Raw genomic sequence first — 26,785 nt, 5'->3', positions numbered from 1 at the left:
TTTTGAAGTAACACTATTTTTAAGTTTCTTTATCCGTTACTTTTAAGTATAAATCATCAATTTTAGTGGCACTTACTTTGAGTATTTTTAGATAAAAATTATCGATATGTAAAATAGTTCCTTCATCGGGTATGGTTTCGGTATGATTGATTATAAAACCGCCTAATGTTTCATAAGCATCTTCTTTGGGAATATTTAAATCGTATTCTTCATTTAGATAATTGACTTCTAAACGTGCTGAAAAATTAAATTCTTCCGCATTAATTTGTTCTTCTAATAATTCCTGACTATCGTGTTCATCTTCGATTTCGCCGAACAATTCTTCCACGACATCTTCAACAGTAATAATTCCTGAAGTTCCGCCATATTCATCAACAACAACGGCAATACTTTTTCTTTTTTTCATTAATCCGTTTAAAACGTCATTAATAATCATGGATTCTGGCACAAAATCAACTTCTAAATGTATTGCTTTAATAGAGGTCGGATTTTTAAATAATTCAAATGCATTTATGTATCCTAAAATATCGTCTAACGAATTTTTGTAGACTAATATTCTTGACAATCCTGTGGTTATAAAAACATTTTTAAGATTTTCTATAGATTCTTCGATATCAATCGCCATGATTTCGGTACGAGGCACCATAATTTCTCGTGCTTTTACCTTGTGAAATTCCAAGGCATTTTGAAAAATTTGAATTTCAGAATCAATTATTTCAGCATCATTTCCTTTGTCTAATTGCTCTGAAATATAGTTTCCTAATTCCTCTTTACTGAACTCTGTTTTGGTTTCATTTTCTCGTATTCTAAAAAATAGAAACAGAAAAAAATCGGAAATTTTAGTAATTACCCAAGTAATTCCATAAAATAATAAATAAAAAACATAGGCAGGAAGTGCAAAGAATTTAAGCATTTCATTGGCATAGATTCTAAAAATTGTTTTAGGTAAAAATTCGGCTGTAACTAATATAATTAGGGTCGATATTATTGTTTGTGTTAATAAGCTTAAATCATCTAATAAATAATTTATAAAAATAATATTGGTTGGCAATGCCATTTGAAACCAATTCATTAATAATTGCCCCATAAAATAACTATAAATTACCAAGGCAACATTGTTTCCCACCAACATTGTGGTAATAAATTTTGATGATTTTTCAGTAAGTATTGCTAAAATTTTAGGTAAAAAACCTGCTCTTTTTTTCTCTAGCTCAATATGTAATTTATTGGCAGAAATAAAGGCGATTTCCATTCCTGAAAAAAAGGCAGAAAATAATATTGCGGCAAAAATTACACTAATTTCGAACTCCATTATTTATTTTTAATCTTCTTAATTATGTTGATTATTTATTTTTAGCTATTTCTTTTTTGGCTATTTTTTTTTGTTGGTTTTTTGTTGATTTCTTGCGGATACTTTTCGTCTAAAGTGTCGTTTAAAAAAGAAAATTAACGTTATAAAGATAGCAAAACCGAACAGAATAAATGCTTCTTGTCTATCGGAATTAAATTTTAAAATTCCTTCTATAAAAAAAATCACACCAATAACGAGGTATCCGTACTGTAAATATTTCCAAAAAGTAGTCATTTTATTATTGATTTTTGTGTTAATTTTTGTGTTGATTTTTATATTGATTTTTTGTGTCTTATTTTTGATTTTCGTTGATTGTTGCTTCCATATTTCCTGTAATATCTTTGGCAATCCATTTGGTTAAATTTTCTTTTGATTCAAAACCGAAACCATTAATAGTATCTTGTAACGTTGTTAATCTGAAGCCATTTTCGGTAAAAAAGTAATGTTCTTTTTGATCCCAAAATAACTGATTCGTTTCTAATTTGGTATTTGCTTTATAGTTGGTAATTACTACATTTCCTTTAATTTCAGAAACGGCAGTTTTACGATATGTAATCGCATAATTTCCTTTTATTGATGTCGAATCTTTTGCTTTTTCATCAATAGAAATAATGGTAATTCCTTTTGGAAATTCACTATACGGATGTTCTTTACGATTTGAAAAATCATAAAAAATAGGCGCTTTTGTTTTTGAAGTAATAATACCTGAATCTTTTTTAATATGATAGATATTTTTAGCCATTCCAACGGGCATATTTTTATCGGCTAAAAAATCTCTTACTTCTTTTTTGGAGTTTACGCATGAAAAAAGCATTGTTACCATAAGAATGGCAACAATGCTTTTGCATGTATTTGTGATATTTTGTTTCATCAAAATTTATTATGGAATACGAACAGTTTCACCAATCCAACATCCAATTTTATGTGTTGCTCCTGAGGTAGCACCTTTTTGGAAAATTAATTTTTTTGATGGCATATTTTTCGTGTAACTAGAAATATATCTACCAGCCCCACATCCTGGATCTACTTTACTCGCTTTTAAAGCTTTGTTTAAAGCCGCTACATACACCATTCTTTTTTCAAATTCATCACTACCACAAGAATTAGCACTTCTCTGATATAAACTTGCGATAAATAAATATGCTTTCCCCATATTTGGGTTATATTTTAAAGCTTCATATGCTAAAGCTCTAGCGCTACTTCCGCCAGTACTTTGTGCTTCTCTTAATTTATACTTTGCTTTTTTGAATGGATCAGATTCTAAATCGAATGCTTTTTTTCTCATTTCACTAGCACCACTTTTATCACCATTTTTAGCTAATACTCCTGCTAAGAAATTGTATGCATCAGAAGATTGTGTTGTTTCAGCATACGATTGTGCTAATTTTTCAAACAAAGGATCTGTTTGACATCCTTTATTATACATTCTTGAAACGGCTCTTTTCAACCAAACTCCATCTGTTTTTTTATCTTCATAATCTCTGGTATAAATAGGGATTAATCGTTCACAAGTTGCAATTTTAGAAATCATGGCATCTAAACCACCTTCAACCATTCCTAAAGAAGTTGAGTTTGTTGTATATGCTTTTACATTTCTTTTTTCTCTAGCACTGATTGTTCCTAAAGAATCTTTTACTTGTAATTTTGCTAATTTTTTATTGTAATCTTCTAATTTTTCATTAACAGATTCCATTACATCATCATAGGTATCAAAAACTTTTTGCGGATTTGTATCTTTATTTTTTTCTGCAATAGTTTCAAAATATCTAAAGATATTCTTCACACCCATATCTTTAGGAGAAACGTCGTATGCTTTTTTCAAATATACAAAAACCTCATCATCAGTCGCTAAATTATTTTTGATTAAATACGTAGCATAATCACTATGTGCTTTCGCGGCACCTTTTACAGGAAAATTTATTAATCTAGCTTCATAAATTCTTTTAGCTAATACAGGATCTTTAGTTTTTTCAGCAATTTTAGCACCGTATTTATAGATATTAACCGATAATTTAGGGCAATTTGTTAAAAGATATTCTAGATTTGTTTTTGCAGCATCATATTTTGCTGTTTTTGTGTCTCCTTTAAAAAGATTGTATTTTATGTTACATTCTTGACTTGCTTGTGCCTTGACACCGCTTGTGGCTACAAACAAAAATAATCCTGTTAGTAAATACGTAATTTTTTTCATCTTAATTATTTTTGGTTTTTTTTATGTTAATCTATTTTTCTTTTATGAAACCACTTCGTACTATTCAAAGATAAGCTTAATCGAACGTTAAAATATTTTTCTTTTATTAAGTTGTAGTTGGTTGTTCCTTTTTGCCCGTATTCAAATCCGATATTAATATTTGATAATTGTCTTGGCAATGGCAATCCTAGTCCAACATTTATGCCAAAGTCTCTTATAGTTGTAAAATCAGTATTATTTTGTATTAAGAGTCCTGTATCTTCGAAACGCAGTCCGGCTCTATAGGTAACTCTATCCCAGTAGCTTGATAGCGAATTTATTTTAGGGATATAATATCCTCCTATTGAGAATTTACTTGCATCATCATATTTGTAATCATTTCCGTTTGCGATTGCTGAATTATGTGTACTTAATGCGCTTTTAAATTCTTGATTAATTCCTATATACCATTTATTGATAGCTCCTAATCCGATCCCAAAAACAGTTTTTAACGGCGTTGTTATTTCTCCATCGATGGCTTTATCGAAGTGTATTTGTCGTTCTATTTCTTGTCCTGATGTGGTTACATTTAAAGCATACATTTTTTTATTTCCTTTTACTGATAGCCCATTTTTCAAGGTAATTGCGGCTCCAGTGTATAGGTTTATTTTATTTCTTAATACGGTTTGATATTGTGCACCAAATTTAAATTCTTCTCCTCTTATGCTTACTTTTTCTTGATATTTTGTAGCAGAAGTGATGTTTGCTTGTTGGTTTAAAATATTATTTTCTAGATTTCCAAAAACATATCCTGCTTGTATTCCTACAGAAAGTCCTTTAACGACATCAATTCCAAAACTAGCGTATATTTTATTAGTTCCTCCTTCGCCTTTAAATGAGGTGATATTATTTTCATTTTGAGTATCCAATAATGAATATCCTACGGATGAGAATGGTTGTAATCCTACGGAAAGACCTGCTTTTTTGCCTAGGGGAAATCCTAGAGCGACATATCGTAAACTTGTTGAGCTTCCTGTTTGCGAGGTATTTTCTTTTTCAAGTGTTAAAAAATTTGAATTTGTACCAATTCCATAAGTAGCGACTTTTAAGGAAGCGTTGGCTGCTGGATTGATAAAATTTAAATGATGCGTATCTTTTAAAGCGACTCCAATTCCTCCCATAGTTGCTTGTTCTACGGTTACTTCTTCAAAATTTTCACCGATTCCAAAGTAAGAATAGGGCGATGCGCTGTTTGTTTGTGCGGTAATTGAAATTGCACTAAATACGAGTACTACTATTATAAATTTCTTAATCATTCGTTAAATTATGTGTCAAAACAGTATGTAATCCTTCCAAAACAAAATTTGGATTGGCAAATATGCCACTTTTTAATTGTTTAGCCAAGAAAAAGGTGTTTCCTCCTGTTAAAACAACTGTTAAATCTGGATACTTTTTTTTATATTGATTGATAACGCCATTTATTTCTTGGCATACGCCATTAACAACGCCCGAATGTATGGAAGTATTTGTATTAAATCCAATAAAATCGTCAACTTCTTTTGGTTCTAACAATGGTAATTTGGCGGTAAAAGTGTGTAAAGCCTTGTATCTCATTTCGATTCCTAAAGAAATTGCGCCTCCTAAATATTCTTTTTTATGATTGATAAAATCAAAAGTAATGCAGGTTCCCGCATCAATAACGAGCACATTTTTCTTCGGATAATTTTTCACGGCGGCAGCTGCGAGCGCGATTCTATCAACGCCTAAAGTTTTTGGTGTTCCGTAACGATTTATAAACGGTACTTTTGTTTGATTCGTTACATAAATAGGATTTAACAACTTTTTTAGTTCTTCGGATATTTTTTCTGAAATCGTAGCTACTGACGCTATAATACTTGCTGAAATTGTATATTTTGAAATTATTTTTTTGATAATTTTTATAAGTTCAGAAGTATCAAAAGCAATAAAATCGATAATGTTATCATCTTGAAAAACAGCTAATTTAGCTCTTGTATTTCCGATATCGATACTTAAATTCATGGTCGTATTTTTTTAGATTTCAAAGTTACATTAGATTTTTTTAATAAAAACATGTTCAAAAAATTTGGATAAGTGAAAAAGTGTTGTATATTTGCACCCGCTAAACGAAAGTAGCAAACTGGTGCCTTAGCTCAGTTGGTAGAGCAAAGGACTGAAAATCCTTGTGTCCCTGGTTCGATTCCTGGAGGCACCACAATAATTTTTTCAATTGCAAAATTGCTAACTTTATTTGTTACTTTTATATAAGCACAACGGTGCCTTAGCTCAGTTGGTAGAGCAAAGGACTGAAAATCCTTGTGTCCCTGGTTCGATTCCTGGAGGCACCACCGCAAAAACCTGAACATTTAGTTGTTCAGGTTTTTTTGTTTTAAATTAAAAAATATCCAAATTATTTTTTTGAGAGCCTGTTTAAATTTCATCTGAAAAAAATATAGTGGCAAAAATGACGGCAAGGGGTTAAAACCCCTTGTTAAAATCACAAAAAAAAAAGCTAAAAACTGTGTCAAATCAGGATAAGAAACTGAAATAAATTCAGTTTGACGCATTTTTATTTTTAAAACAAGGGGTTTTAACCCCTTGCCATACTATTTTGATGTTACAAAAATTTTTGGAATAAAATTTAAACAGGCTCTGATAATTTTTGATAATTCTAGTGATTTTAATTATTTTAATGACGAAAATAAATTAAAATTAAAAAAATATGGTGTTATTAATAAAACTTCATAAATAGGCTTAGCCCCGATTGAAGCAATTGTTTGAGCTCCTTTTTTTGATTTTTCTTCAAAAAAAGAGCGAGTGCGCAAAGCGGGAAATAGCTTCAAAAAAGATGTATCTAAAAAGAACTACCGCATCCTTAACCAACCTAAAATTTGATTATTTTTAATTTTCCACCTATTATTTTCTTTTTTTAAACCAAATGCTACTCTCGATTTGCCTAAAACACCTGGATTTTGCTGTATAATTTCAATTTTACCATCATTTACTTTTGATACAATTGAAACATGACCATACTTATTATAAATAGTTCCTCCATAAACCAACAAATCATTTACTTTAGGTTTCGACCTACTCGCATTGGTAAATTGTATTAAATTTCGAGCCTTATTTAAGTTTCCATCTTTTATTTTTTTGTTGAAAAAATCTTTTGCATGTCCGTAACTATTAGGCATTTTATGATGCAAATATTCATAATAATAGCGTTTTACAAATTCTACACATTGATATTTTAACCCAATATTATATCCATCTTTAGCACGATTTCGCCCTTTTACAGTTCCTACTTGCCCGTTATAATACACCACAACGCCATGTAAACTATCTATTTTATCACCAAATACATAATCTAATTTCAAAGAAGTGGTTTTCATCATATAAAAACCGCCAATAAACAGCCCTAAAGCAATAATAATCAAGAGGTTAATTTTATTGTTTTTTGTCATTTTATTAGAAATTTGAATTATATTTATTTACAATAAATCTATTTAGAAAAGATAAAAAAGACTAAAAATAAGCCAATAAAAAGAATTAATCTAATATAAATAGTACATTTACATCGTAAACGATTTAATTTTGCAAGATTTAAATTATTTTTTACATCAATTTTCAAAAAATTAATTAATATTTTTAAAATAAAAAACAATAAAAAAAATGGAAAAATCAATTACAACAAGTAAAACTCAAGATGTTTTTAGAATTATTATAGGAGTTTTTATGATACTCGCTTCGATAGGTCATTTAACTTTTTTACGAGTAGAATGGCAAGCTCAAGTGCCTAACTGGGTTCCTTTGGATAAAAATTTAGTCGTAATTTTATCGGGTATTGTCGAATTAATTTTAGGACTTTCCATGGTATTTTTAACAAAATATAAATCGTATGTTGGTTGGGCACTTGCTATCTTTTTTGTACTGATATTCCCTGGAAATATTGCACAATATATTAATAAAGTCGATTTTCGAAGCTTAGATTCTGATAAAGCACGTTTTATTCGTCTTTTATTTCAACCAATTTTAGTGATTTGGGCATTGTGGAGTACAGGAGCTTGGAAAGCGTGGCAAAACAGGAAACAATAAAAAAATAGCTTAAAAAATCAATATTAATGATCGCCGAACAATTAAAATTATCAAATCAATTTTGCTTTCCTATTTATGCAACTTCTCGATTAATTATCAAATTATACAAACCTTATTTAGATGATTTAAAACTAACATATACCCAATATTTAGTGATGCTAGTTTTATGGGAAAAAGATACTGTTTCAGTAAATACTATTTCTCAAAAATTATTTTTAGAATCGAATACTTTAACACCCTTGCTCAAAAGAATGGAAGCAAATGGACTTTTAAAAAGAAACCGTTCTAAAAAAGATGAACGAATTGTACTTGTGCAACTAACCAAAAAAGGACATGAATTAATGATTCCCGCAAGTAGTATTCCTAAAAAAATTATGGAACATCTTGAAAATGAAAACATCAGCAAAGAAACACTTTTAAATGTAAAAAAAATACTCTGTAAATGGCTTGATTAAAAAATCAGGATTGAAAAAAATTGTAAATTAATGTTAAATTAAGAGCATCAGATTAAACTTTTTATAAAAAATAACGTCATAGATAACGTAAACAATTACTTAAAAACTTAAATTTTATAAAATGAAAAAAATAATAACAGTACTCGTATTTGCTATCGGATTTACATTAACAACACAGGCTCAACATGGAAAAAGAAATCATGCAAATAAAGAAAATGAAAAATTAACAGTAGCTCAAAAAACAACGTTAGCCGTTAAAAAAATGGCGCTAAAGCTAGATTTAACAGCATCTCAACAACGTGAAATAACACCTTTATTAGCCGATAAAATTGCTAAACGAAAGGAAAATCATCAAAAAAGAAAAGCGATTAAAAAAAGTGGTGAAAAAAGAAATGAATTATCTGCTAATGAAATTTTCGATAAAAAAAATGACCATCTAAATACACAGATTGCTTTTAAAGCAAAGATGAAACGTATTTTAAATAAAAAACAATACGAACGATTTGAGAAAATGAATCATCGAAAAAAACATAACGGAAGAAAGAATAAAAAACATTTAAATCAGCAAAAAAAAGGATAAAAATCACGAATACTTAGTTTCAAAAAGCCCTAATTTATTTCTAAAATAGGGCTTTTTATTTTTATAATTTTTATTTAAATTATTTTACTATTCCTCTATTTCCTCTTTGAACCAACTTGAATATTCTACATAATTATTGGCAATTCTATCAATTTCTCCTGAAATTAATTCTTTTGAAATATCTTTCACTTTTTTCGCTGGAACACCTGCATAAATACTACCACTTTCAACACGTGTATTCTTAGTAACCACAGCGCCTGCCGCAATAATAGAATTTGATTCTACGACACAATCATCCATAATAATGCTTCCCATTCCTATTAAAACATTGTCGTGAATCGTGCAACCATGTACAATCGCATTATGCCCAACCGACACATTATTTCCAATAGTTGTTGGCGATTTTTTGTAGGTTGCATGCACTATTGCACCATCTTGAATATTCACTTTATCGCCCATTTTTATATAATGCACATCGCCTCTAATTACGGCGTTAAACCAGACACTGCATTGTTTTCCCATTTGCACATCGCCTACAACTGTAGCGTTTTCTGCTACATAACAATCTGCAGGAATTTGAGGTGTTTTTCCGTTTATCGTTTTTATAATTTTCATTATTTTGGATTTCTTAAATTTTAAAGTCTTTTTCTAGTTTTTCAAGACCACTGTGATGTGTCCATTTATAATGATTCCCGTCAAAATCCGTAGCAAATATTTCGTCATTAATTAATGCTGATACTCTATCCTGATTATTCTCAAAATAAGAAAATTTAGAATTAATTTCTATTGTTTTATAAATTGGTTCTAAAGCAAGTAATCCTGTAAAAGTAAAAAGACCAACATTAAACGTACTATCTTCTCTATCTATACGAACTTTTTCATAAATAGAGCTATCGTTAATCCATTCATAATCCCAAGCTCTCCAATCAAAAATAAAATCAATTATTTGCTTTCCAGATTTGTCAATAAAACCCCATTTTTTATTTTTTTCTACAGCGATAAAGCGATCATCAACCCAACCTTCATCAATACCATCAAAAAATTCTGTAATGATATTTCCTTGAAAATCCATTAGCGCATATTTTTTCTCATCGTGCTCTTTTGTAGAATCATTTACAACAAAAGTTACTCCATTATCGAAAGGTTCATTCGTTAAAATGCAACAATTATTTATCGTATATTTATATTCTTTAATCAATTTACCTTTACAATCAAATAAATAATTATCGATATAGACAAATTCGTGTTCGTCAATAAAAGATATTTCTTGAATAGGATAGCCTAATTTTTCAATATCAGATTCGTAATACCTATTATTTATATCATATGCACACATAAAAAAAAATTAGTTAAGTTCTAGTTTTTCACCAATACTGATACTATTATTTTTAAGTTTATTCATTTTTTTCAATTGACTCACCGATATTTGATATTTTCTAGCAATTGAATATAAGGTATCTCCTTTTTGAACACTATGATACGCAACTTTTGAGCTTATATTTTTAGTTTCTTGTGCAGGATTTTTAATTTTATCATATTTTGATAAATTATATTTCTTAATAATTCCTATTAATTTCTGCGGATAGCGTTTATCGGTGGCATATCCAGCCTTTCTTAATCCGTATGCCCAGCCTTTATAATTGGTGTGTCCTAAGTTAAATAAGCTTGCATAACGGCTTCTAGAAATTAAAAACTGCGAATGATCTTCGTAGGAAGTTTGCGGATATTTATATTTTCGAAAACACTCTCCGATTTCGTCATCATCATGCGTTACACTTTTTCCTTGCCAACCTCTATGGCATTTAATTCCGAAGTGATTATTCGAGCGAATTGCCAACGCACTTCTTCCACTTCCCGATTCTAAAACACCTTGTGCCAAGGTAATACTGGCAGGAATTTTGTGTTCGTGCATTTTTTTAACAGCGATTGGTGCAAATTTTTGAATATATGCTTCTGTATGATTTACCGTTGTTTTCAGTGGTTTTTTGACTTGTTCTAACTGAAAAATTTCGGGTGTTATTTCTTTTTGTTGTAGTACTACTTTTTTTCTTTTTTTAGAAACTACATTTTTATTTGAGCCACAACTTACTAAAAAAGTGGTTGCTATTGCGATGTAAAAAATTGATTTTAGAGTCATTAAGTTGTAATTAATTCTTTATTTTGATGCTTTAATTTTTGATTTATTCCTGTAATTCCTTGTAAACCTCCTGTATGAATTGCTAAAATTTTAGAATTATTTTTAAACTGATTATTCTTTATCATCTCTAAAATTCCGAATAGCATTTTGGCAGTATAAATTGGGTCTAATAGGATATTTGTTTGTGTTTTAAACGCGTTTATAAAACGAATTAATTCTTGATTATATTTTGCATATCCGCCAAAATGATAGGTTGTTTTTAGCGTCCAATTTTCGTTAATTTTATTATTTTTGATTAATTCTTGTATTTCTTGTTGTAAAAAATCGCCTTTTAAAGCGGGAAAACCGATTATTTTCTGATGTTTTTTGGCTGATTTTATCAATCCAACAATAGTTCCTCCCGTTCCGATTGCGGTACAAATATAATCGAATTTACAATCTTTTTCTGTTAATATTTTTTCACATCCTTTAATTGCCAAGGGATTTGTTCCACCTTCGGGGATTAAATAAAAATCTCCAAATTCATTTTTCAATTCTTGTATAAATTCTTCGGATGTTTTATTTCGATACATTTCTCGGGAAATAAACTTAAATTCCATGCCATTTTGATGCGCTTCTTGTAAGCTTTTATTTCCTTGGAGTGTTTTTTGAATATTTTTAGCTAATTCATCGCCACGGATAATTCCAATAGTTTTGAAACCTGCTAAATTTCCAGCGACAGCAGTTGCTACAATATGATTTGAAAAAGCTCCTCCGAAGGTTAGCAAGGTTTTTTTTTGCTGATTTTTAGCTTCTAAAATATTGTATTTCAGTTTTCGGAATTTATTTCCTGATACAAACGGATGAATTTTATCCTCTCGTTTAATATATAATTCAATATTTTTTTCTTTTAAAATAGGAAGAATTATTTGTTCATTTTCACTGATAAAAGTTTTTGTAAAAAAAGAGTTTTCGTTTATAGTTTCGTTTGTGTTTTCGTCTGTATTTTCATTTGTATTGAGCACCGCAAAATTATTTTGACAAAAATACTAGATTTATCAATTAATTAACGTGTATTTTAAACTTGATTTTACAATAAAAAAACACGAACTTGTTTGCTTTATAAATTATAATTCAGATTTCTAAATATCTTAATAAAGATGGAAAAAAAATTTAATATCGCTGTACTTATTGACGGAGATAATGCACAACCAAAGTTATTAAAGGAAATTATTGAAGAAGTTTCCAAATACGGAAAAGCAACCATCCGAAGAATTTATGGTGATTGGACAACGCCACAAATGAATAGTTGGAAGGCAATTATCAATCAACATTCTATCAGCCCGATTCAGAAATTTTCATATACTACGGGAAAAAATTCTACAGATGGTTCCTTAATTATTGACGCTATGGATATTTTACACGGAAAAAACACCGAAGGTTTTTGCATTGTTTCTAGCGATAGCGATTATACAGGACTTGCAAAACGCATTCGAGAAGAAGGACTTTTTGTGATGGGAATTGGCGAGAAAAAAACACCAGCAGCTTTTGTAAAATCTTGTGAAGTTTTCACATTTACCGAAAATTTAAAAAATGAACAAAGCGAACAAAATGAGCAAAATACTCAAAATGGAACTATCAAATTAAAATCAGCAAAACAAAATACGAGTTTAAAGAGTAAAGAACACTCAGAAAAAGTAAGGCTTTCAAGAGAAGATTTAAAAACAATTGATAAGGCTTTTGATATTTCAACTAACGAAGAGGAAAATGCCTATATTTCTACTTTAGGCGTAAATATTCGAAAAATTGATCCAAGTTTTGATCCGAGAAGTTATGGTTTTAAAAACCTGACACGTCTTTTTGAAAATATTGATAAATATGAAGTTATTAAAAATGAAGTTGGTGGTTTAAATCATCCGTTGTTGAGGATTAAGTAAGAGCCTGTTTAAAAATTAAACTATCGTCATGCTGAATTTATTTCAGCATCGCACAAGGCTAAGAACTGTGGCAAATCAGGATGCGAAACTGAAATAAATTCAGTTTGATGGATTCGATTTTCATAAAAAAAACCTACTCACTAAAATCATTTAAGATTCTTATAAGTAGGTTTTTTTTGATTATAATATCGTTAAAAACAAAATATTAAACTGAAAACTAGGGTTTAAAAATTAGAAACCTGTTCTTCTATTTTTTCCCAATCAGCCATTAAATTTTCTAAGGATGCTTTTTTGGCTTTATATTTTTCAAAAAAATTAGGACGTGCTGAAACTTCGTCATAATTATTTGCCAGTTCTAAATCTATTTTAGCGATTTCAGATTCTAAATTTGCTATTTCAGATTCTGTTTTAGATAACTTATTTTTAAGTTTTTTTAATTCCTTTTCTTGCTCTCTTGATAATTGATGTGCTTCTTTTTTCTCCGTTGGTTTTTCAACTTTAACAACCGTTCTTTTTTCAGCTTCTCTAAGATTTTCCATCTTATGCTGCTCTAAGAAATAATCAATATCACCTAAATATTCTTTAATTTCTTTATCTTTAAATCCGTAAACGGTTGATGTTAATCCTTGTAAAAAATCTCTATCGTGAGATACTACAATTAGCGTTCCATCAAAATTATTAAGAGCTGTTTTCAATACTGTTTTCGAGGCAATATCCAAGTGATTTGTAGGCTCATCCATCACCAAAACATTAAATGGTGATAATAATAATTTACATAATGCTAATCGGTTACGCTCGCCTCCTGATAGTACTTTTGCTTTTTTATCAACAGCATCGCCACCAAATAAGAAAGAACCTAACATATCTCTAACACGCATTCTGTTCGTGTCAGAAGCGGCATCTTCCATGATTTCTAACACTGTTTTTTCTGGTGGTAATTCTTCGGATTGATTTTGTGCAAAATAGCCTATTTCAACATTATGCCCTAATTTTAGGTTTCCGATAAATGGAATTTCACCAACCATCATTTTTGCCAACGTAGATTTCCCTTGTCCGTTTTGACCTACAAAAGCAATTTTACTGTTACGTTCAATCATTAAGTCAACATCTTGTAAAACATGCTTATCGCCATAACTTTTACATAATCCATCAGCTTCTACAATAATTTTACCAGGTTCTTTTGAGATATTAAAACGAACATTCATCGCCGCATTATCATCGCCATCAACTTCAATCAATTGGACTTTATCAAGTTGTTTCATTAGCGATTGCGCCATCGAAGCTTTACTTGCTTTTGCCTTAAATTTATTGATTAAATGTTGCTTTTGCTTAATCTCTTTCTCTTGATTCTTTTGAGCTTGTAACTGTTTTTCTTTGATTTCTGCTCTTAAAACTAAAAATTCAGAATACGGTTTTTTGTAATCGTAAATTTGTCCTAATGAAATTTCAATAGTTCTGTTCGTTACGTTATCTAAAAACATTTTATCGTGTGAAACTAACACAATTGCACCCGAATATGATTTTAAGAAATTTTCTAACCAAATAATTGATTCAATATCCAAGTGATTGGTAGGTTCATCTAATAGTAAAATATCGTTGTCTTGCAATAATAGTTTTGCAAGTTCGATACGCATTCTCCATCCTCCTGAAAAAGTACTGGTTAATTTATCAAAATCTTCCCGTTGAAACCCTAAACCTTGTAGAATTTTCTCAGTATCTCCTTGATAATTATAACCTCCTAAAAGCTCGTATCGTTCGGTTAAATCGGTTAAATCATGAATTAACTGACTATAAATTTCGCTTTCATAATCGGTTCTAGTCACTAGTTGATTATTAATATCATCTAACTTTAATTCGATTTCTTTGATTTCTTCAAAAGCCTGATATGCTTCTTCTAAAATAGTTCTTCCTTCTACGAAATCAATATCTTGGCGTAAAAATCCCATACGGACATCTTTATCAAAAGCCATCGTACCACCACTGGTTTCAATATCTTTAGAAAGTACTTTTAATAAGGTTGATTTTCCTGCCCCATTCTTTCCTATCAATCCAATTCTATCTCCTTTATTTAACTTGAAAGTAATTCCTGAAAACAAATCAGTTCCCATAAAAGAGACCGATAAATTGTGTACGTTTAGCATAAATGTAATAATTGTTACGTATAAATGATGATAAAAAATTTACCTTTGCAAAAGTATGTAAATTTATAATTGATTATGTTTAAAAAAGGAAGCAAATTATATAGTATTTTTAATGGGAAATGTCCGCAATGTCATGAAGGGGATTTTTTTAAGCATAAAATGACCTTAAATCCTTCAAAAATCACACAATTACACGACAATTGTCCAAAATGTAATTTAAAATACATGATGGAACCTTCTTTTTTCTTTGGTGCGATGTATGTAAATTACGGATTAGCTGTTGCTTTATTTGTGGCAATTTTTATTATTTCAAAAGTATTTATCGGATTAACTATTTTACAAAGTTTTATTGCTATTGTAGTTGTTTCTTTACTTCTTACGCCATTTACCTTGCGTTTATCAAGAATTATTTGGATCAATATTTTTATTAGTTATGATAAAAATGCCAAAAAATTAAATGACAAAAGACTGAATGAAAAAAAATTAGATGACAAAAAACAAGAGCTAAAAAATTAATTAAAAAATCAACGAAAAATCAGCAAAAAAATCAAGATAAAATTACATAAATCTTTTAATATCAACTTCTTTATCTAATTTTTCTCCTTTTTCTAAGTGATTAAATAAATTTTTAGCAACCGTTGGTCCAATCATTACGCCACGTGTTCCTAGCCCGTTTAAAACGACTAACGCATTGTGTTTTGGATGAACACCAGCCATGGGTCTTCTATCGTTTACCGTAGGTCTAATACCTGCGGTATGACTGATAACGCTATAAGGAACCGTAATTATTTTTTTCAGTTTATCTTCTAATTCCTGACGAGCTTCTTGCGTTGGATTACAGGTTTTATCCGTCCAATTAAAGGTTGCTCCTACTTTATAGCAATCATTTCCTAATGGCATTACAAAAATACTGGCTTTTAATAAAAAATCAATATCCAATTCAGGAGCATGAATATTTATTGATTCTCCTTTCACTTCATTTAAAGGTAGATAATTAAAAAATGGATTTTTTGTAATTCCAAAACCTTCACAAAAAACTATTTTTTTGGCTTTTATATGTTGATATTTTACAATATCATCTGAAATATGTAAAGCATCATATTCAAATGACGATAAAAATAAACAGCCTAAACTTTGAATATATTTTCGGTATGATTTCACCAATAAAGTAGTATCTATACGCCCTGTGTTATCAAGTGTTCCAAAGCCAAAATCGCCAACAATGCCGTTTATTTTTTCTTTGTTGATTTTAGGATTCATATAGTTTAATAGTGTTGGTTTATCTAAGGCTAAAAACCAATTGTTTTCATCAGCAATACTTGTAAAAGCTTTTTTTATTGAGAACTTATAATCAAGTTTGATGTTTAATTTTTTTTCTAATTTTTTATACAAAGGAAGTGCCGTTTGTATTTGCTGATGTCCATTCCAAACCGCATTAAAACGCTTTAAAATAACAGGATTATAAACACCTCCAGCAACCAAAGAAGAGGTTTGTGAGTTGTTTTCAAAAATTACAAATGTTTTATTTTCTTTTAATAATTGCTCTGTAAAAGCAATTCCTGCCAATCCTAAACCTACAATAATATAATCTACCTCAATATTCATAGAACAAAAATAGTATTATTTATCGCAAAAAAAAAGAGCTTGCTATTGCAAACTCTTTTTAATTTTATAAACTATAAAGTTTTATTAGATTTTATAGCATTAATAATTCCACATATCCATTTCACGATCACGGATACCTTCTTTAATTCTATCAGCTTCTAGTAATTGAAATAAAGAATTTCCTCGAACATAATCTTTAATAGATCTATCTCCATAAATATTCTCTTCTTTTACTACTGTTGAATTAAATCTTCTAGCATTTAACAAGTTATCATACGACAACGGTTTTGCTGAATTTATAGGGTTAAAAACCTTAGAGGCGTGTAATGTTTCTCTGGCATCTGGAAAAAAGACCCAGAATAATTCATATGCGCTTTCCGAATCATCAATTCCTTCTACTCCAAGAACTTGAACATCTGGTCCCATCGGCGATAACGCTAACATACGGTACTTTAATTCTCCTCCTCGTTTATCAAAATACCAAAGCCCTTTTAACAAGTATCCTTTAATATCAGCAGATTGTACAGAATAAGGATCCATGTTTCCATAACCATCATCACGTTCGTTGTAGGTCATTGATTGAATTTCCTCCATTCCTATTTTAGTTGTAAAATAAGAATCGCTATACACCTCTGTAATTTCACCATTTTTAATACCTTTTAATAAAGTATCAAATAATGAACGTCTTGTTAAACCTGCATTTGTAGTATCAACTGGATAATAATAAGGTAAATTGATTTTTTGATTTATATCAACATATTCCCACACCACTTTAGACCATAACACATCTCTATCGCTAATATAGCCATAAGGAAGTGGTTTGTCATCTTCTGAAGCAATTTGGGCTTCCGATTTAAATCCAATCTCTTCGACCTTTTTAGAATTTAAGAGGTTAGCTTGAGCACCTACATAACTTGTAGTTACAAGGGCAAATAAAACCATATAAAAACGCTTCCAATTCATACTTTAAATTTTTTACTTATTAATTCGTAATTTCAATACTTACAGGCAATACTTTCTTGATCTTATAGTTCGATCCAGAAACAGATGCTTTAATATCATAAATAGTAATTACATCATTTCTTCTAGCCTTTGCAAGTGCTTGTTTTGCTCTAGCATTTAAAGTTCTACCAGACACAGGAATTGTTACCTGACCTGGAACTTTAATTTTAAAACTAGCTACATTTAATTTTAAATCAAATAAGAAATCTGGTAAACCAGCAGCAATACTAATTCTAGCTAAACTTGCTTTTGGCATTTTTACAGTACCGTATTGACCTCTTACCATACCAACAGCTGGTGGTATGTCTTTAATTCTATATTTTTTAGGAGTACTAATTTTTCCTCCTCCTGGTAATGTTGCAGAAACTCTAATAGTTACTTCATTTCCACTACCTGGACTCATCATATAACTATCTCCTTTTACTCTTCTTAAACCTGGTGCTGATGCAGAAACTTTATTTCCTGAAACTCCTGGTACAGAGATTGTTAAAGGATTTGATAATCCACGATATACAACATTCATTTTATCTGCTGAAACAACTGCTTCATTCGGTTTAGGAATTACTGAATACCCTCCTAAAATAGGAATAGTAACGATAGAATCTCCTTGCTTAAATTGAAATTCTCCTTTTAATTCTTTATCTCCTACTGAACCTGCTGGTCCATCTAAAATAACTTGTCCTGCTTGAATTTTATCAGCAGCCATTTCTTTACCGTTTAAGATAACTTTTTCAGCTGTTAAATTTGGATCATTTTTACCTAAAACGATTTTCCCTGATAATTTTTCTCCTGGATAATATGCGTTTTTCTCAAAAACAATCATTGCATCATAATTACTCATAGATACAGCACTTTCTAACTCTCCTTGTAATAAGGCTGTTAAAGCATCTGCTTCTGTAGTTTTAATATCTGCTTGAATTTGTGTTAATTTTGTTAAAGATGCAATTAAAGGAAATCCTTCAAAATTATAGCTTAACCATTTTTTAGTAACACCATCTTGTCCTTTAACATCATTAGTGCTAAAACGAGCAGCAACTACTTTTGATAATTCAGAATCTCCTAAAGTAGCTAACGATTGATTTCTAAAATTATTTATATTATCTACAAATTCTTTTCCTTTAGGGGTTATTTTCCCGCTAGCAAAAAAATATTGATCTAAGAACCCTGACTTGTCCATAGATTCATATTTCTTCATATCTTCTTTTTTTACCTCGCTGGTCATTTTAGTTTTCAAATCAGCAATGTAAGAAAAAAGATTATCTGCACTTACTTTAAGCGCATCTGTTTTCTTTTTTGCCTCACCATATTGCTTTGCTTGCTGACTTGCTTTTTCAGCTAAAGTTGCATATGCTGCTGCATTTTTTTCGGTAGCTCTAACATTAGATTCCGAAAGTTTTTCATTCATTAATCCAAAAGCAGATAAAACTTCTTTACTCATATTCATCGCTAACATCGATATAAATACAAGGTACATTAAGTTTACCATTCTTTGCCTTGGTGACTGTTTTCCTCCTGCCATTTTAATTAGTTTGTTTAGTTAATAAAAATTAGATAAACTAATTAATTATTTAGTTGACATTGCCGTTAACATTCCTCCATATACTCCGTTTAAAGAAGATAAGTTAGTTGCTAATGATTGCATTTGTTCTTGTAAACGTTGAGAATTTTCAACTAAAGAAGAATTTAATTCAGATTGCTTGCTAGCGTTTTCAACTTGCGTAGTATATAATCCGTTTAAAGATTCTAATTTAGCAGCAGCCATAGACATTTGCTCGTTATATTGATTTGTTGAAGATACTGTTGTAGAAGTTGCTGTTAATCCTTCTGCTGCACCTTGGAAATTTTTAATACTGTCTCCTAAGCTAGAAATTAAAGTTGCATCTAATTTTGCTTCTTTTAAGATATTATCTAATTTTTCAGATAACATACTCTGTACTTGTTCTGGTGCTGCTTCAACTTTTTTACTTTTTTTCACAGACGCTTCACCTCCTGCTAATTCAGGATATACTTTAGACCAATCTAATTCTTCTTCAATCGGTTCAAATGCAGACATTGCAAAAATAAGTGCTTCTACCACCAAACCTGCAGTTAACATTACCCCTCCTGTTAAAGGACCGATTTTAAAGTGCATAATTTTGAATAAAGCTCCTAGTATTACTACAGATGCTCCTAAACCATACGCCATGTTGGTTAATTTCTTTTTTGTTCTTGACTGTGCCATAATTTGATTGTTTGTTTTTGGGGATTATTTATTATTATTGTTATTATTCTTGTTTATTTATTTTTGCTTGTACCTAAATAATCTTGTACGGTTCTAAATCCGATATAACTTCTTGCGGTATCTGCATATTCCCAATCACGAGAACTTACTTCTAAAAAGTATGCTACATCTTTCCAAGAACCTCCACGGATAATTTTCCTTCTATTTTCTTTAATTTCCACGTTCGGGTTCATAGTCGATCCCATGTAGTAAGACATTTGATTATAGGCAGTATTTGTCCATTCAGAAACATTACCTGCCATATTAAACAATCCATATTCATTTGGATTAAAAGAATTTGCTTCCACAGTATATAAAGCACCATCAGCGGCATAATCTCCACGTACAGGTTTAAAGTTTGCTAAAAAACAACCTCTATCACTTGTAGTACTTGGTCCACCCCAAGGATATTTACCAAAATTTAAACCACCACGGGCGGCGTATTCCCATTCTGCTTCGGTAGGTAATCTAAAAGAAGGAACTAACCCTAATTTCTTTTTAGATCGTTGAAAATTATTTTTAGTTTGTGTTCTCCAATGACAAAATGCTTTTGCTTGATTCCAAGTAACTCCAACTACTGGATAGTCTTCATAGGCTTTATGAGCAAAATACTCTTGGTGCATTGGATCATTATAAGAGTAGTTAAAATCTTTAATCCAAACAGTAGTATCTGGATACACATTAATTACCTCATCTTTCATAAAATCTTTTCTATTCTTACCTGTTTTAGCGGCTTGTTCATTATCAAACCAGTAATATCTGTAATTTAAAAACTTGGTATTAAATGTTCTTATTCCGTTTAACGATTCGTCTTTTTTAAGATATAAAGAATCCATCACTTCTACGTAATCTGCGTCAGGATATTCTTGTTGTTCCCAAGCTAGTTCTTCTTCCCAGTTTAGGGGTTTTAAAGAATCTAATCCTTCTCCTAGTTCGTAATAATTTTCACGCATATATTTTGCATAAGGAGATTCGTTTACGGTATCGGTTGAAGCAAAGGCATATAATTGAATCCCTTCTGCATTTTTACCAGTACTTTCAGAATCTTCGCCACCACCTGAAGCAAATTCAGCTTGATATGCTAATTTTGTTCTAGTAATAGAATCTCTTACCCAAAACACAAATTGCTTGTATTCACTATTTGTTATTTCAGATTCGTCCATATAAAACGGCTGTACGGTAACCGTTTTAGTGGGTGCGTTCATGGCACCTAACGGGTCTTCATCCTGTTTTCCCATTGTAAAAGAGCCACCAGGAATTTTAGCCATTCCAAATGGTTTTTCTGCAAACCATTTTCTATTAGACTTATCTCCTACTAACTCACCTCTGTCGCCACTTGAACCACAAGCGTAAATTAGAGACACTAACAATGTAAATAGTACTACTTTTTTCATATTCATCTTTCTTATAAAAGAGGTCGTAAACCTATTATATTTTTCATTAAAAAACAATTACCGTTGTGTTTTTTTCAAAAACTTTTTTAAAAACTTTTCAGAAAACCTTCTATTTTTAAATCATTTTTTGTAATGCTTTATACCATCTATCGGGCATTTTTCGTTGCAATGCTTGTTGATAATCTTTATAACTACAAGGTATTAACGTATGTCTTTTATGTTTATTATTAGAAATAATATTTATTTCCATCCACCAACGCCCACTTTTATCGCTTTTGTAAAAATTTATAGGATCATCATCATTTAACAATACGGTAAATTTATGATAATTTTCTTTTGATACAAACGGATAATCTTTCGCTCTAGCATTAACACCTTCTATAAAATACCAAATCATTTGAGCAATTAAGCTTGCTGTTTGATAGTTCGAGTCGAAGGTACTATTATATTCATAAATACCAAAAGAACTTACTTTATCGCTAATTCCGGCATATCTTGTAATGGCACAAATTTCTTCGCCATAAAATCCGTTTGGAGCGGCTTTTTTATTTGCTGGAGCTTCTGCTTGCCTAACAGCTCCGATATCGATACTTACAATATCAGCATCTCTCATTATTGGTTCTACTAAAGTTACATCTTTTACTTCTCCTAATCGAAAGGCGTCAAAATATAATTTATCTAGCAGTTCAATTTCTTCTTGCGAATTAAAATATGTTTGATACCCTATATTACAATAATTAAATAAATTATTCGGTTGTTCCATGATAATTTTACTTAAAAAAGAACTAGAGCGCAAATTTTCATTCATGGCACCTAAATCGAACTTACTATCTACGGATACTAAATTTACGGTTTGCCCTAAAGAATCGTATCCTCTATAATTTGCGTATGTGATATCTTGACTACCTCCTATTAATATGGGAATTATTTTTTGTTTTAACAAATATTCAACAGAAGATTTCACTGCAAAATAAGAGTCTTTAAGGGTATCCCCTTGTGCAATATCTCCTAAATCGGCTATTTTAGTTTCCCAATTACCAGGAAATAGTTGATATAATTTTTGACGAATATATTGTAAATCATCGCCACATCCTTTGTTATCAGGAGCTCCTCGACCTTCTTTTATTCCTAAGATGGCGATATTTACTCCTTTTAAATCTGGAAATCCATTATTTTTGGAGTGTATGTCAATATTTCGGCCAATAGATTTTGTAGACTGCGCCATTAAATGTGCAACTAAAGAATCTTCTATAGGCGTAAAAAAATTGAAATCCATTATTTTTTCTTAGGGGGGTTAAGATGTTTGCAATATACTAACTATTTTTTTGAATATTTAGTTTATTTTTTCTTGACTACTTTTTTTTTGACTACTTTTTTGGTAGTTTTTGTGGCTGGTTTCTTTTTGGCGACTCTTTTTTTAGGTGTTTTTGCTTCAATTATTTTGATAGCTTCTTCTTTGGTCATCTTTTCAATTTCGGTAGTTTTAGGCAATTCTACTTTAATTTTACCTTTGATAACATTAAAACGTCCCCAACGCGCTTTTTCCACACGAATTTCGACATCTTCCCAATTATGAAGTACTTTATCGATTTCTTTTTGTTTTTTAGCTTCTATTAGTTCAATAATATCGGCATCTGAAAGATTATCGAAATCGTATTTTTTATTTACGTTGATAAAAATTGAATTCCATTTTAAATAAGGTCCGAAACGTCCTACACCTTTTTGCACGGGCAATTCTTCATAAAAATAAATTGGTGCATCTGCTTTTTGCTTTGCAACGATTAATTCTTGAGCTCTTGGCAAATCTACCTCCATCGGATTTTCTCCTTTATCCAAGGAAACAAACATGGTTCCAAACTTGATATAAGGACCAAAACGTCCGTTCGATACGATTACTTCTTCATCTTCATAAACGCCTAATTTTTTAGGAAGTAAGAATAATTCTAAAGCTTCTTCAAGCGTAATTGTTCCTAAATGTTGTTCTTTATTTAACGATGCGAATTGTTTTTCCTCATCATCTGGCGCACCGATTTGAGCAATTGGGCCAAATTTTCCTAAACGCACTAAAATTGTTTTTCCTGATTCAGGATGTTTTCCTAAAATACGTTCTCCGCTTTCTCTTTCGGCATTTTCTTTTACGTCTTCGACTGTTTTATGGAAGTTCGTGTAAAATTCTTTTATCATTTCGATCCAATCTTTATTTCCTTCAGAAATATCATCGAATGAATTTTCAACATTAGCGGTAAAGCCAAAGTCTAGGATATTTGAAAAATTTGCCACTAAGAAATCGTTGACAATATTTCCAATATCGGTTGGTACTAATTTATTTTTATTGGAGCCTGTTTTTTCTGTTAAAAGTTGGCTTTCAACAATTCCTTTTGATAAAATTAGTTGTTCATAGTTTCGTTCTACGCCTTCATTTTCTCCTTTTTCAACATATCCTCTACGTTGTACGGTAGAAATTGTTGGTGCATAGGTTGATGGTCTTCCAATTCCTAATTCTTCCAATTGTTTTACTAAAGATGCTTCTGTAAAACGATATGGTGAACTGGTAAAACGCTGTGTTGCATTGATAAAATTATAGTGTAAGTTTTCGCCATTTTTTAAATTTGGCAACATTCCTGCTTGTTCTTCTTCTTCGTTATCTGTTCCTTCTAGATACACTTTTAAGAAACCATCAAACTTGATCATTTCACCGTTTGCGGTAAAAATTTTATCATTTTCAGAATTAGCAATTTTCACATTGGTACGTTCTAATTGTGCGTCGCTCATTTGAGAAGCGAGTGTTCTTTTCCATATTAAATCGTACAATCTGGTTTGATCGTATTCAGTATCAATACTGTGGGTTTTCATATTTGTAGGACGAATAGCTTCGTGTGCTTCTTGTGCACCTTTTGCCTTGGTTTTAAAAACACGTTGTTTGCTATATTCTTTTCCGTAATAATTACTTATTTCTTCTTCGGCTGCATTTCTAGCATCTTCGGATAAATTTAAGCTATCGGTTCTCATGTAGGTAATTAAACCTGCTTCGTATAAACGCTGTGCGACTTGCATTGTTTTTCCTACTGGAAATCCTAATTTACGAGATGCTTCTTGTTGTAATGTTGATGTTGTAAAAGGTGCTGCTGGCGATTTTTTCGCTGGTTTTTTGGTTAAATCAGCGATTGAAAAATCGGCATTTGCACATGATTTCAAGAAATTTTCTGCGGATTTTTTAGAGGCAAAATTCTTTGGAATCGTTGCTTTAAATGTTTTTCCTTTATCGTTAGCGAACTGTGCAATTACTTTATAATGTGTGGTTGCTTTAAAATCAAGAATACTTCGTTCACGTTCAACAATTAGACGAACCGCTACCGATTGCACTCTTCCTGCCGACAAACCTCCTTTTACTTTTCGCCATAAAACTGGTGATAATTCGTATCCAACAAGCCTGTCTAAAACTCTACGTGCTTGTTGTGCGTTTACCATATTATAGTCGATATCTCTTGGATTATCTACTGCTTTTAGAATGGCATTTTTAGTAATTTCATGAAAAACAATACGTTTTGTATTATCATCATTTAATTTTAATTGTTCTTTTAAATGCCAAGCGATTGCTTCTCCTTCTCTATCTTCATCACTTGCAAGCCAAACTGTTTCGGCTTTTTTAGCTAGGGTTTGTAATTTTTTAACAACTGATTTTTTATCATCAGAAACGATATATTTTGGGCTAAAATCGCCTTCTACATCAATTCCTAATTCTTTTGATGGCAAATCTGCAATATGACCATAGCTTGATGCTACTTGAAAATCTTTTCCTAGGAATTTTTCAATCGTTTTTGCCTTTGCAGGTGACTCAACTATAACTAAATTCTTTGCCATATTATTTTCAATTATTTCTTTTCAATTATTTCTTTTCAACTCTCTTTTCAAGTATCTCTTTTACATTTGATGATTCATTTTATTCAAATTATTCATCCATGCTTTTATTTTGCAAAAGTAGAATGTTTTTTTTAAATAAAAACTTTTTGTTTGATTTTAGCATTAAAAAGAAGTGTTAAAGAAATTTTAAAGAAGTATTAAAGGTGTTTTAAGAAACCATAAAATTCTGCCAATTTGTCATAAGGTTGATATTTTGGTTGTATCTTTGCCATCATTTTTATTATCAATATGGAGCATACAGAGAAGGTTATCGATGAAAAAATACAAGGACAGGCACTTGTAACAACACATAAAAACGAAAATTCTAAAAAATTATTTATAGAGAGTTACGGTTGTCAAATGAACATGAACGACAGCGAAATTGTAGCTGCTATTTTAGCCGAACAAGGTTTTAATACCACGCAAGTTTTGGAAGAAGCTGATTTGGTTTTAGTAAATACTTGCTCGATTCGAGAAAAAGCAGAAACAACCATTCGTAAACGTTTACAAAAATACAATGCTGTTAAAAAAGTAAATCCAACTATGAAAGTTGGTGTTTTAGGCTGTATGGCAGAGCGTTTAAAAGAAAAATTTTTAGAAGAAGAAAAAATCGTTGATTTAGTTGTAGGACCTGATGCCTACCGAGATTTACCAAATCTATTAGAAGAAATTGATGCAGGTAGAGATGCTATAAACGTTATTTTATCTAAAGAAGAAACCTATGGCGATGTGGCGCCTGTTCGTTTAAATTCGAACGGAGTTTCAGCATTTGTATCCATTACTCGTGGTTGCGATAATATGTGTACTTTTTGCGTAGTTCCGTTTACTCGTGGACGTGAGCGAAGTCGAGATCCGAAGAGTGTTTTGGAAGAAATTAAATCAATGCATGACCAGAATTTTAAAGAAATTACATTATTAGGACAAAATGTAGATAGTTATTTATGGTACGGTGGCGGATTGAAAAAAGATTTTAAAAAAGCTACCGAAATGGCACAAGCTACCGCCGTTGATTTTGCCCAATTATTAGACATGGCAGCCACAGAATTTCCTAAAATGAGATTCCGTTTTGCAACCTCTAATCCGCAGGATATGAGTTTAGATGTTATCCATATTATGGCAAAACATAAAAACATTTGTAAATACATTCATTTGCCTGTGCAAAGTGGTAGTAACAATATGCTAAAAGCCATGAACCGTCAGCATACACGTGAAGAATATATGGAATTAGTCGATAATATCTTCAAAATAATTCCTGAAATGTCTTTATCACAAGACATGATTACAGGTTTTTGTGGCGAAACAGAACAAGATCATCAAGATACATTAGCATTAATGCGATACGTAAAATATGATTTCGGTTTTATGTTTGCCTATTCTGAAAGACCCGGAACTTTAGCAGCAAATAAAATGCCTGACGATGTTCCGCAGGAAATTAAAAAACGCCGATTACAAGAAATTATCGATCTACAACAAGAACACAGCTTATACAGAACACAACAACATTTAGGTAAAATTGAAGAATTTCTAATTGAAGGAACTTCTAAAAAAGACCCAAATCAATGGAAAGCTAGGAACACACAAAATACCGTTATTGTTTTTGATAAAGGTACTTATAAATTAGGTGATTTTGTTAATGTTAAAGTTGAAGATTGTACCTCAGCAACCTTAAAAGGAACTGCTATTGGATATTCTGATAACAATTAAAATCAGCTTAAAAAGCTTAAAAAATAAGTTTTAACGCGCTATAAAAACTTTGCAATACAT

The 26,785-nt window shown here is 30.8% G+C and carries 24 protein-coding genes and 2 tRNA genes; 8 read left to right on the top strand and 18 right to left on the bottom strand.

The features are described from left to right. Positions 1 to 19: 19 nt before the first annotated feature. The 5 genes from L0U72_RS01630 to L0U72_RS01610 all read right to left on the bottom strand — a co-directional run bounded on the left by L0U72_RS01630 (position 20) and on the right by L0U72_RS01610 (position 5,561). A complete protein-coding gene (locus L0U72_RS01630; RefSeq protein WP_101917957.1) occupies positions 20 to 1,312 on the bottom strand; it encodes a hemolysin family protein in 1,293 nt (430 codons plus the stop codon). Between the two features lie 331 nt (positions 1,313 to 1,643). Then, positions 1,644 to 2,222, bottom strand: a complete 579-nt coding sequence (gene lptC, locus L0U72_RS01625) for an LPS export ABC transporter periplasmic protein LptC (RefSeq protein ID WP_233896949.1) — start codon at positions 2,220 to 2,222, stop codon at positions 1,644 to 1,646. Positions 2,223 to 2,231: 9 nt separating this feature from the next. Further along, positions 2,232 to 3,542: a hypothetical protein gene (locus tag L0U72_RS01620; RefSeq protein ID WP_233883912.1), complete on the bottom strand. Its 1,311-nt coding sequence runs from the start codon at positions 3,540 to 3,542 to the stop codon at positions 2,232 to 2,234. A gap of 26 nt (positions 3,543 to 3,568) precedes the next feature. Next, positions 3,569 to 4,837 carry a hypothetical protein gene (locus tag L0U72_RS01615; protein WP_193699639.1) on the bottom strand — a complete coding sequence of 423 codons (1,269 nt, stop codon included), beginning with the start codon at positions 4,835 to 4,837 and terminating at the stop codon, positions 3,569 to 3,571. After that, positions 4,830 to 5,561, bottom strand: a complete 732-nt coding sequence (locus L0U72_RS01610; protein ID WP_101917961.1) for a type III pantothenate kinase — start codon at positions 5,559 to 5,561, stop codon at positions 4,830 to 4,832. The genes L0U72_RS01615 and L0U72_RS01610 overlap by 8 nt, the downstream gene beginning before the upstream one ends. Positions 5,562 to 5,681: 120 nt before the next feature. Here L0U72_RS01610 and L0U72_RS01605 point away from each other — a divergent pair. Together L0U72_RS01605 and L0U72_RS01600 are read left to right on the top strand one after the other, a co-directional pair. Next, a tRNA-Phe gene (locus L0U72_RS01605) sits at positions 5,682 to 5,754 on the top strand. 60 nt (positions 5,755 to 5,814) lie between these two features. After that, a tRNA-Phe gene (locus tag L0U72_RS01600) sits at positions 5,815 to 5,887 on the top strand. A 516-nt stretch (positions 5,888 to 6,403) separates the two neighbouring features. Here the strand turns inward: L0U72_RS01600 and L0U72_RS01595 are convergent. After that, positions 6,404 to 7,000 carry a CHAP domain-containing protein gene (locus L0U72_RS01595; protein WP_233898230.1) on the bottom strand — a complete coding sequence of 199 codons (597 nt, stop codon included), beginning with the start codon at positions 6,998 to 7,000 and terminating at the stop codon, positions 6,404 to 6,406. A 208-nt stretch (positions 7,001 to 7,208) separates the two neighbouring features. On the opposite strand from L0U72_RS01595, the gene L0U72_RS01590 reads away from it, so the two are divergent. From L0U72_RS01590 to L0U72_RS01580, 3 genes are all read left to right on the top strand, one after another. Next, positions 7,209 to 7,631, top strand: coding sequence for a DoxX family protein (locus tag L0U72_RS01590; protein WP_233898229.1), 423 nt, complete (start codon positions 7,209 to 7,211; stop codon positions 7,629 to 7,631). Positions 7,632 to 7,657: 26 nt separating this feature from the next. Beyond that, positions 7,658 to 8,086 (top strand): MarR family winged helix-turn-helix transcriptional regulator, encoded by a 429-nt coding sequence (locus L0U72_RS01585; RefSeq protein WP_233896942.1) that lies wholly within the window; start codon positions 7,658 to 7,660, stop codon positions 8,084 to 8,086. Positions 8,087 to 8,207: 121 nt separating this feature from the next. After that, positions 8,208 to 8,666, top strand: coding sequence for a hypothetical protein (locus L0U72_RS01580; RefSeq protein ID WP_233898228.1), 459 nt, complete (start codon positions 8,208 to 8,210; stop codon positions 8,664 to 8,666). Positions 8,667 to 8,753: 87 nt separating this feature from the next. Here the strand turns inward: L0U72_RS01580 and L0U72_RS01575 are convergent, their stop codons facing one another. Genes L0U72_RS01575 through L0U72_RS01560 form a run of 4 tightly spaced genes read right to left on the bottom strand, consistent with a single transcriptional unit; the run spans position 8,754 to position 11,729 of the window. Beyond that, complete coding sequence (locus tag L0U72_RS01575) at positions 8,754 to 9,281, bottom strand: gamma carbonic anhydrase family protein (RefSeq protein WP_233898227.1); 528 nt, start codon at positions 9,279 to 9,281, stop codon at positions 8,754 to 8,756. A 13-nt stretch (positions 9,282 to 9,294) separates the two neighbouring features. Further along, positions 9,295 to 10,002, bottom strand: a complete 708-nt coding sequence (locus L0U72_RS01570) for a hypothetical protein (RefSeq protein WP_233896939.1) — start codon at positions 10,000 to 10,002, stop codon at positions 9,295 to 9,297. A 9-nt stretch (positions 10,003 to 10,011) separates the two neighbouring features. Next, the gene (locus L0U72_RS01565; RefSeq protein WP_233898226.1) at positions 10,012 to 10,803 is read right to left on the bottom strand and encodes a glucosaminidase domain-containing protein; all 792 of its coding nucleotides are present in this window, start codon (positions 10,801 to 10,803) and stop codon (positions 10,012 to 10,014) included. Further along, a complete protein-coding gene (locus L0U72_RS01560; protein ID WP_233898472.1) occupies positions 10,803 to 11,729 on the bottom strand; it encodes a 1-aminocyclopropane-1-carboxylate deaminase/D-cysteine desulfhydrase in 927 nt (308 codons plus the stop codon). Before L0U72_RS01560 ends, L0U72_RS01565 begins: the two co-directional genes overlap by 1 nt. Positions 11,730 to 11,942: 213 nt before the next feature. On the opposite strand from L0U72_RS01560, the gene L0U72_RS01555 reads away from it, so the two are divergent. Continuing rightward, positions 11,943 to 12,719: an NYN domain-containing protein gene (locus tag L0U72_RS01555; protein WP_233898225.1), complete on the top strand. Its 777-nt coding sequence runs from the start codon at positions 11,943 to 11,945 to the stop codon at positions 12,717 to 12,719. A gap of 224 nt (positions 12,720 to 12,943) precedes the next feature. Here the strand turns inward: L0U72_RS01555 and L0U72_RS01550 are convergent, their stop codons facing one another. After that, positions 12,944 to 14,860, bottom strand: coding sequence for an ABC-F family ATP-binding cassette domain-containing protein (locus L0U72_RS01550; RefSeq protein ID WP_233896937.1), 1,917 nt, complete (start codon positions 14,858 to 14,860; stop codon positions 12,944 to 12,946). Between the two features lie 75 nt (positions 14,861 to 14,935). Between L0U72_RS01550 and L0U72_RS01545 the strand changes: the two genes are divergently transcribed. Continuing rightward, on the top strand, positions 14,936 to 15,376 hold the full coding sequence (locus tag L0U72_RS01545; protein WP_233896936.1) for a DUF983 domain-containing protein: 441 nt from the start codon (positions 14,936 to 14,938) through the stop codon (positions 15,374 to 15,376). Between the two features lie 42 nt (positions 15,377 to 15,418). Here L0U72_RS01545 and L0U72_RS01540 read toward each other — a convergent pair whose 3' ends face one another. The 7 genes from L0U72_RS01540 to topA form a co-directional block, all read right to left on the bottom strand. Further along, positions 15,419 to 16,465, bottom strand: coding sequence for an NAD(P)/FAD-dependent oxidoreductase (locus L0U72_RS01540; protein WP_262909531.1), 1,047 nt, complete (start codon positions 16,463 to 16,465; stop codon positions 15,419 to 15,421). Positions 16,466 to 16,564: 99 nt separating this feature from the next. Then, positions 16,565 to 17,428, bottom strand: a complete 864-nt coding sequence (gene porN / locus L0U72_RS01535; protein WP_101917973.1) for a type IX secretion system ring subunit PorN/GldN — start codon at positions 17,426 to 17,428, stop codon at positions 16,565 to 16,567. 19 nt (positions 17,429 to 17,447) lie between these two features. Then, entirely contained in the window at positions 17,448 to 18,986 is a 1,539-nt protein-coding gene (porM, locus tag L0U72_RS01530; RefSeq protein ID WP_233883901.1) for a type IX secretion system motor protein PorM/GldM, read from the bottom strand. 45 nt (positions 18,987 to 19,031) lie between these two features. Further along, on the bottom strand, positions 19,032 to 19,688 hold the full coding sequence (gene porL, locus L0U72_RS01525; protein WP_101917975.1) for a type IX secretion system motor protein PorL/GldL: 657 nt from the start codon (positions 19,686 to 19,688) through the stop codon (positions 19,032 to 19,034). 53 nt (positions 19,689 to 19,741) lie between these two features. After that, the gene (porK, locus tag L0U72_RS01520; protein ID WP_101918221.1) at positions 19,742 to 21,121 is read right to left on the bottom strand and encodes a T9SS ring complex lipoprotein PorK/GldK; all 1,380 of its coding nucleotides are present in this window, start codon (positions 21,119 to 21,121) and stop codon (positions 19,742 to 19,744) included. A 115-nt stretch (positions 21,122 to 21,236) separates the two neighbouring features. Continuing rightward, entirely contained in the window at positions 21,237 to 22,397 is a 1,161-nt protein-coding gene (locus tag L0U72_RS01515) for a formimidoylglutamase (RefSeq protein ID WP_101917976.1), read from the bottom strand. 62 nt (positions 22,398 to 22,459) lie between these two features. Then, positions 22,460 to 24,982, bottom strand: a complete 2,523-nt coding sequence (topA, locus tag L0U72_RS01510) for a type I DNA topoisomerase (RefSeq protein WP_233861216.1) — start codon at positions 24,980 to 24,982, stop codon at positions 22,460 to 22,462. A gap of 288 nt (positions 24,983 to 25,270) precedes the next feature. Between topA and miaB the strand changes: the two genes are divergently transcribed. Further along, positions 25,271 to 26,725, top strand: coding sequence for a tRNA (N6-isopentenyl adenosine(37)-C2)-methylthiotransferase MiaB (miaB, locus tag L0U72_RS01505; protein ID WP_233898224.1), 1,455 nt, complete (start codon positions 25,271 to 25,273; stop codon positions 26,723 to 26,725). The last annotated feature ends 60 nt before the right edge of the window (positions 26,726 to 26,785 follow it).

This window comes from Tenacibaculum piscium, from assembly GCF_021390755.1.
GTDB classification, from domain to species: domain Bacteria; phylum Bacteroidota; class Bacteroidia; order Flavobacteriales; family Flavobacteriaceae; genus Polaribacter; species Polaribacter piscius.
Note: the sequence above shows the minus strand (reverse complement) of the source record. Positions and strands in the feature narration are given on the sequence as shown.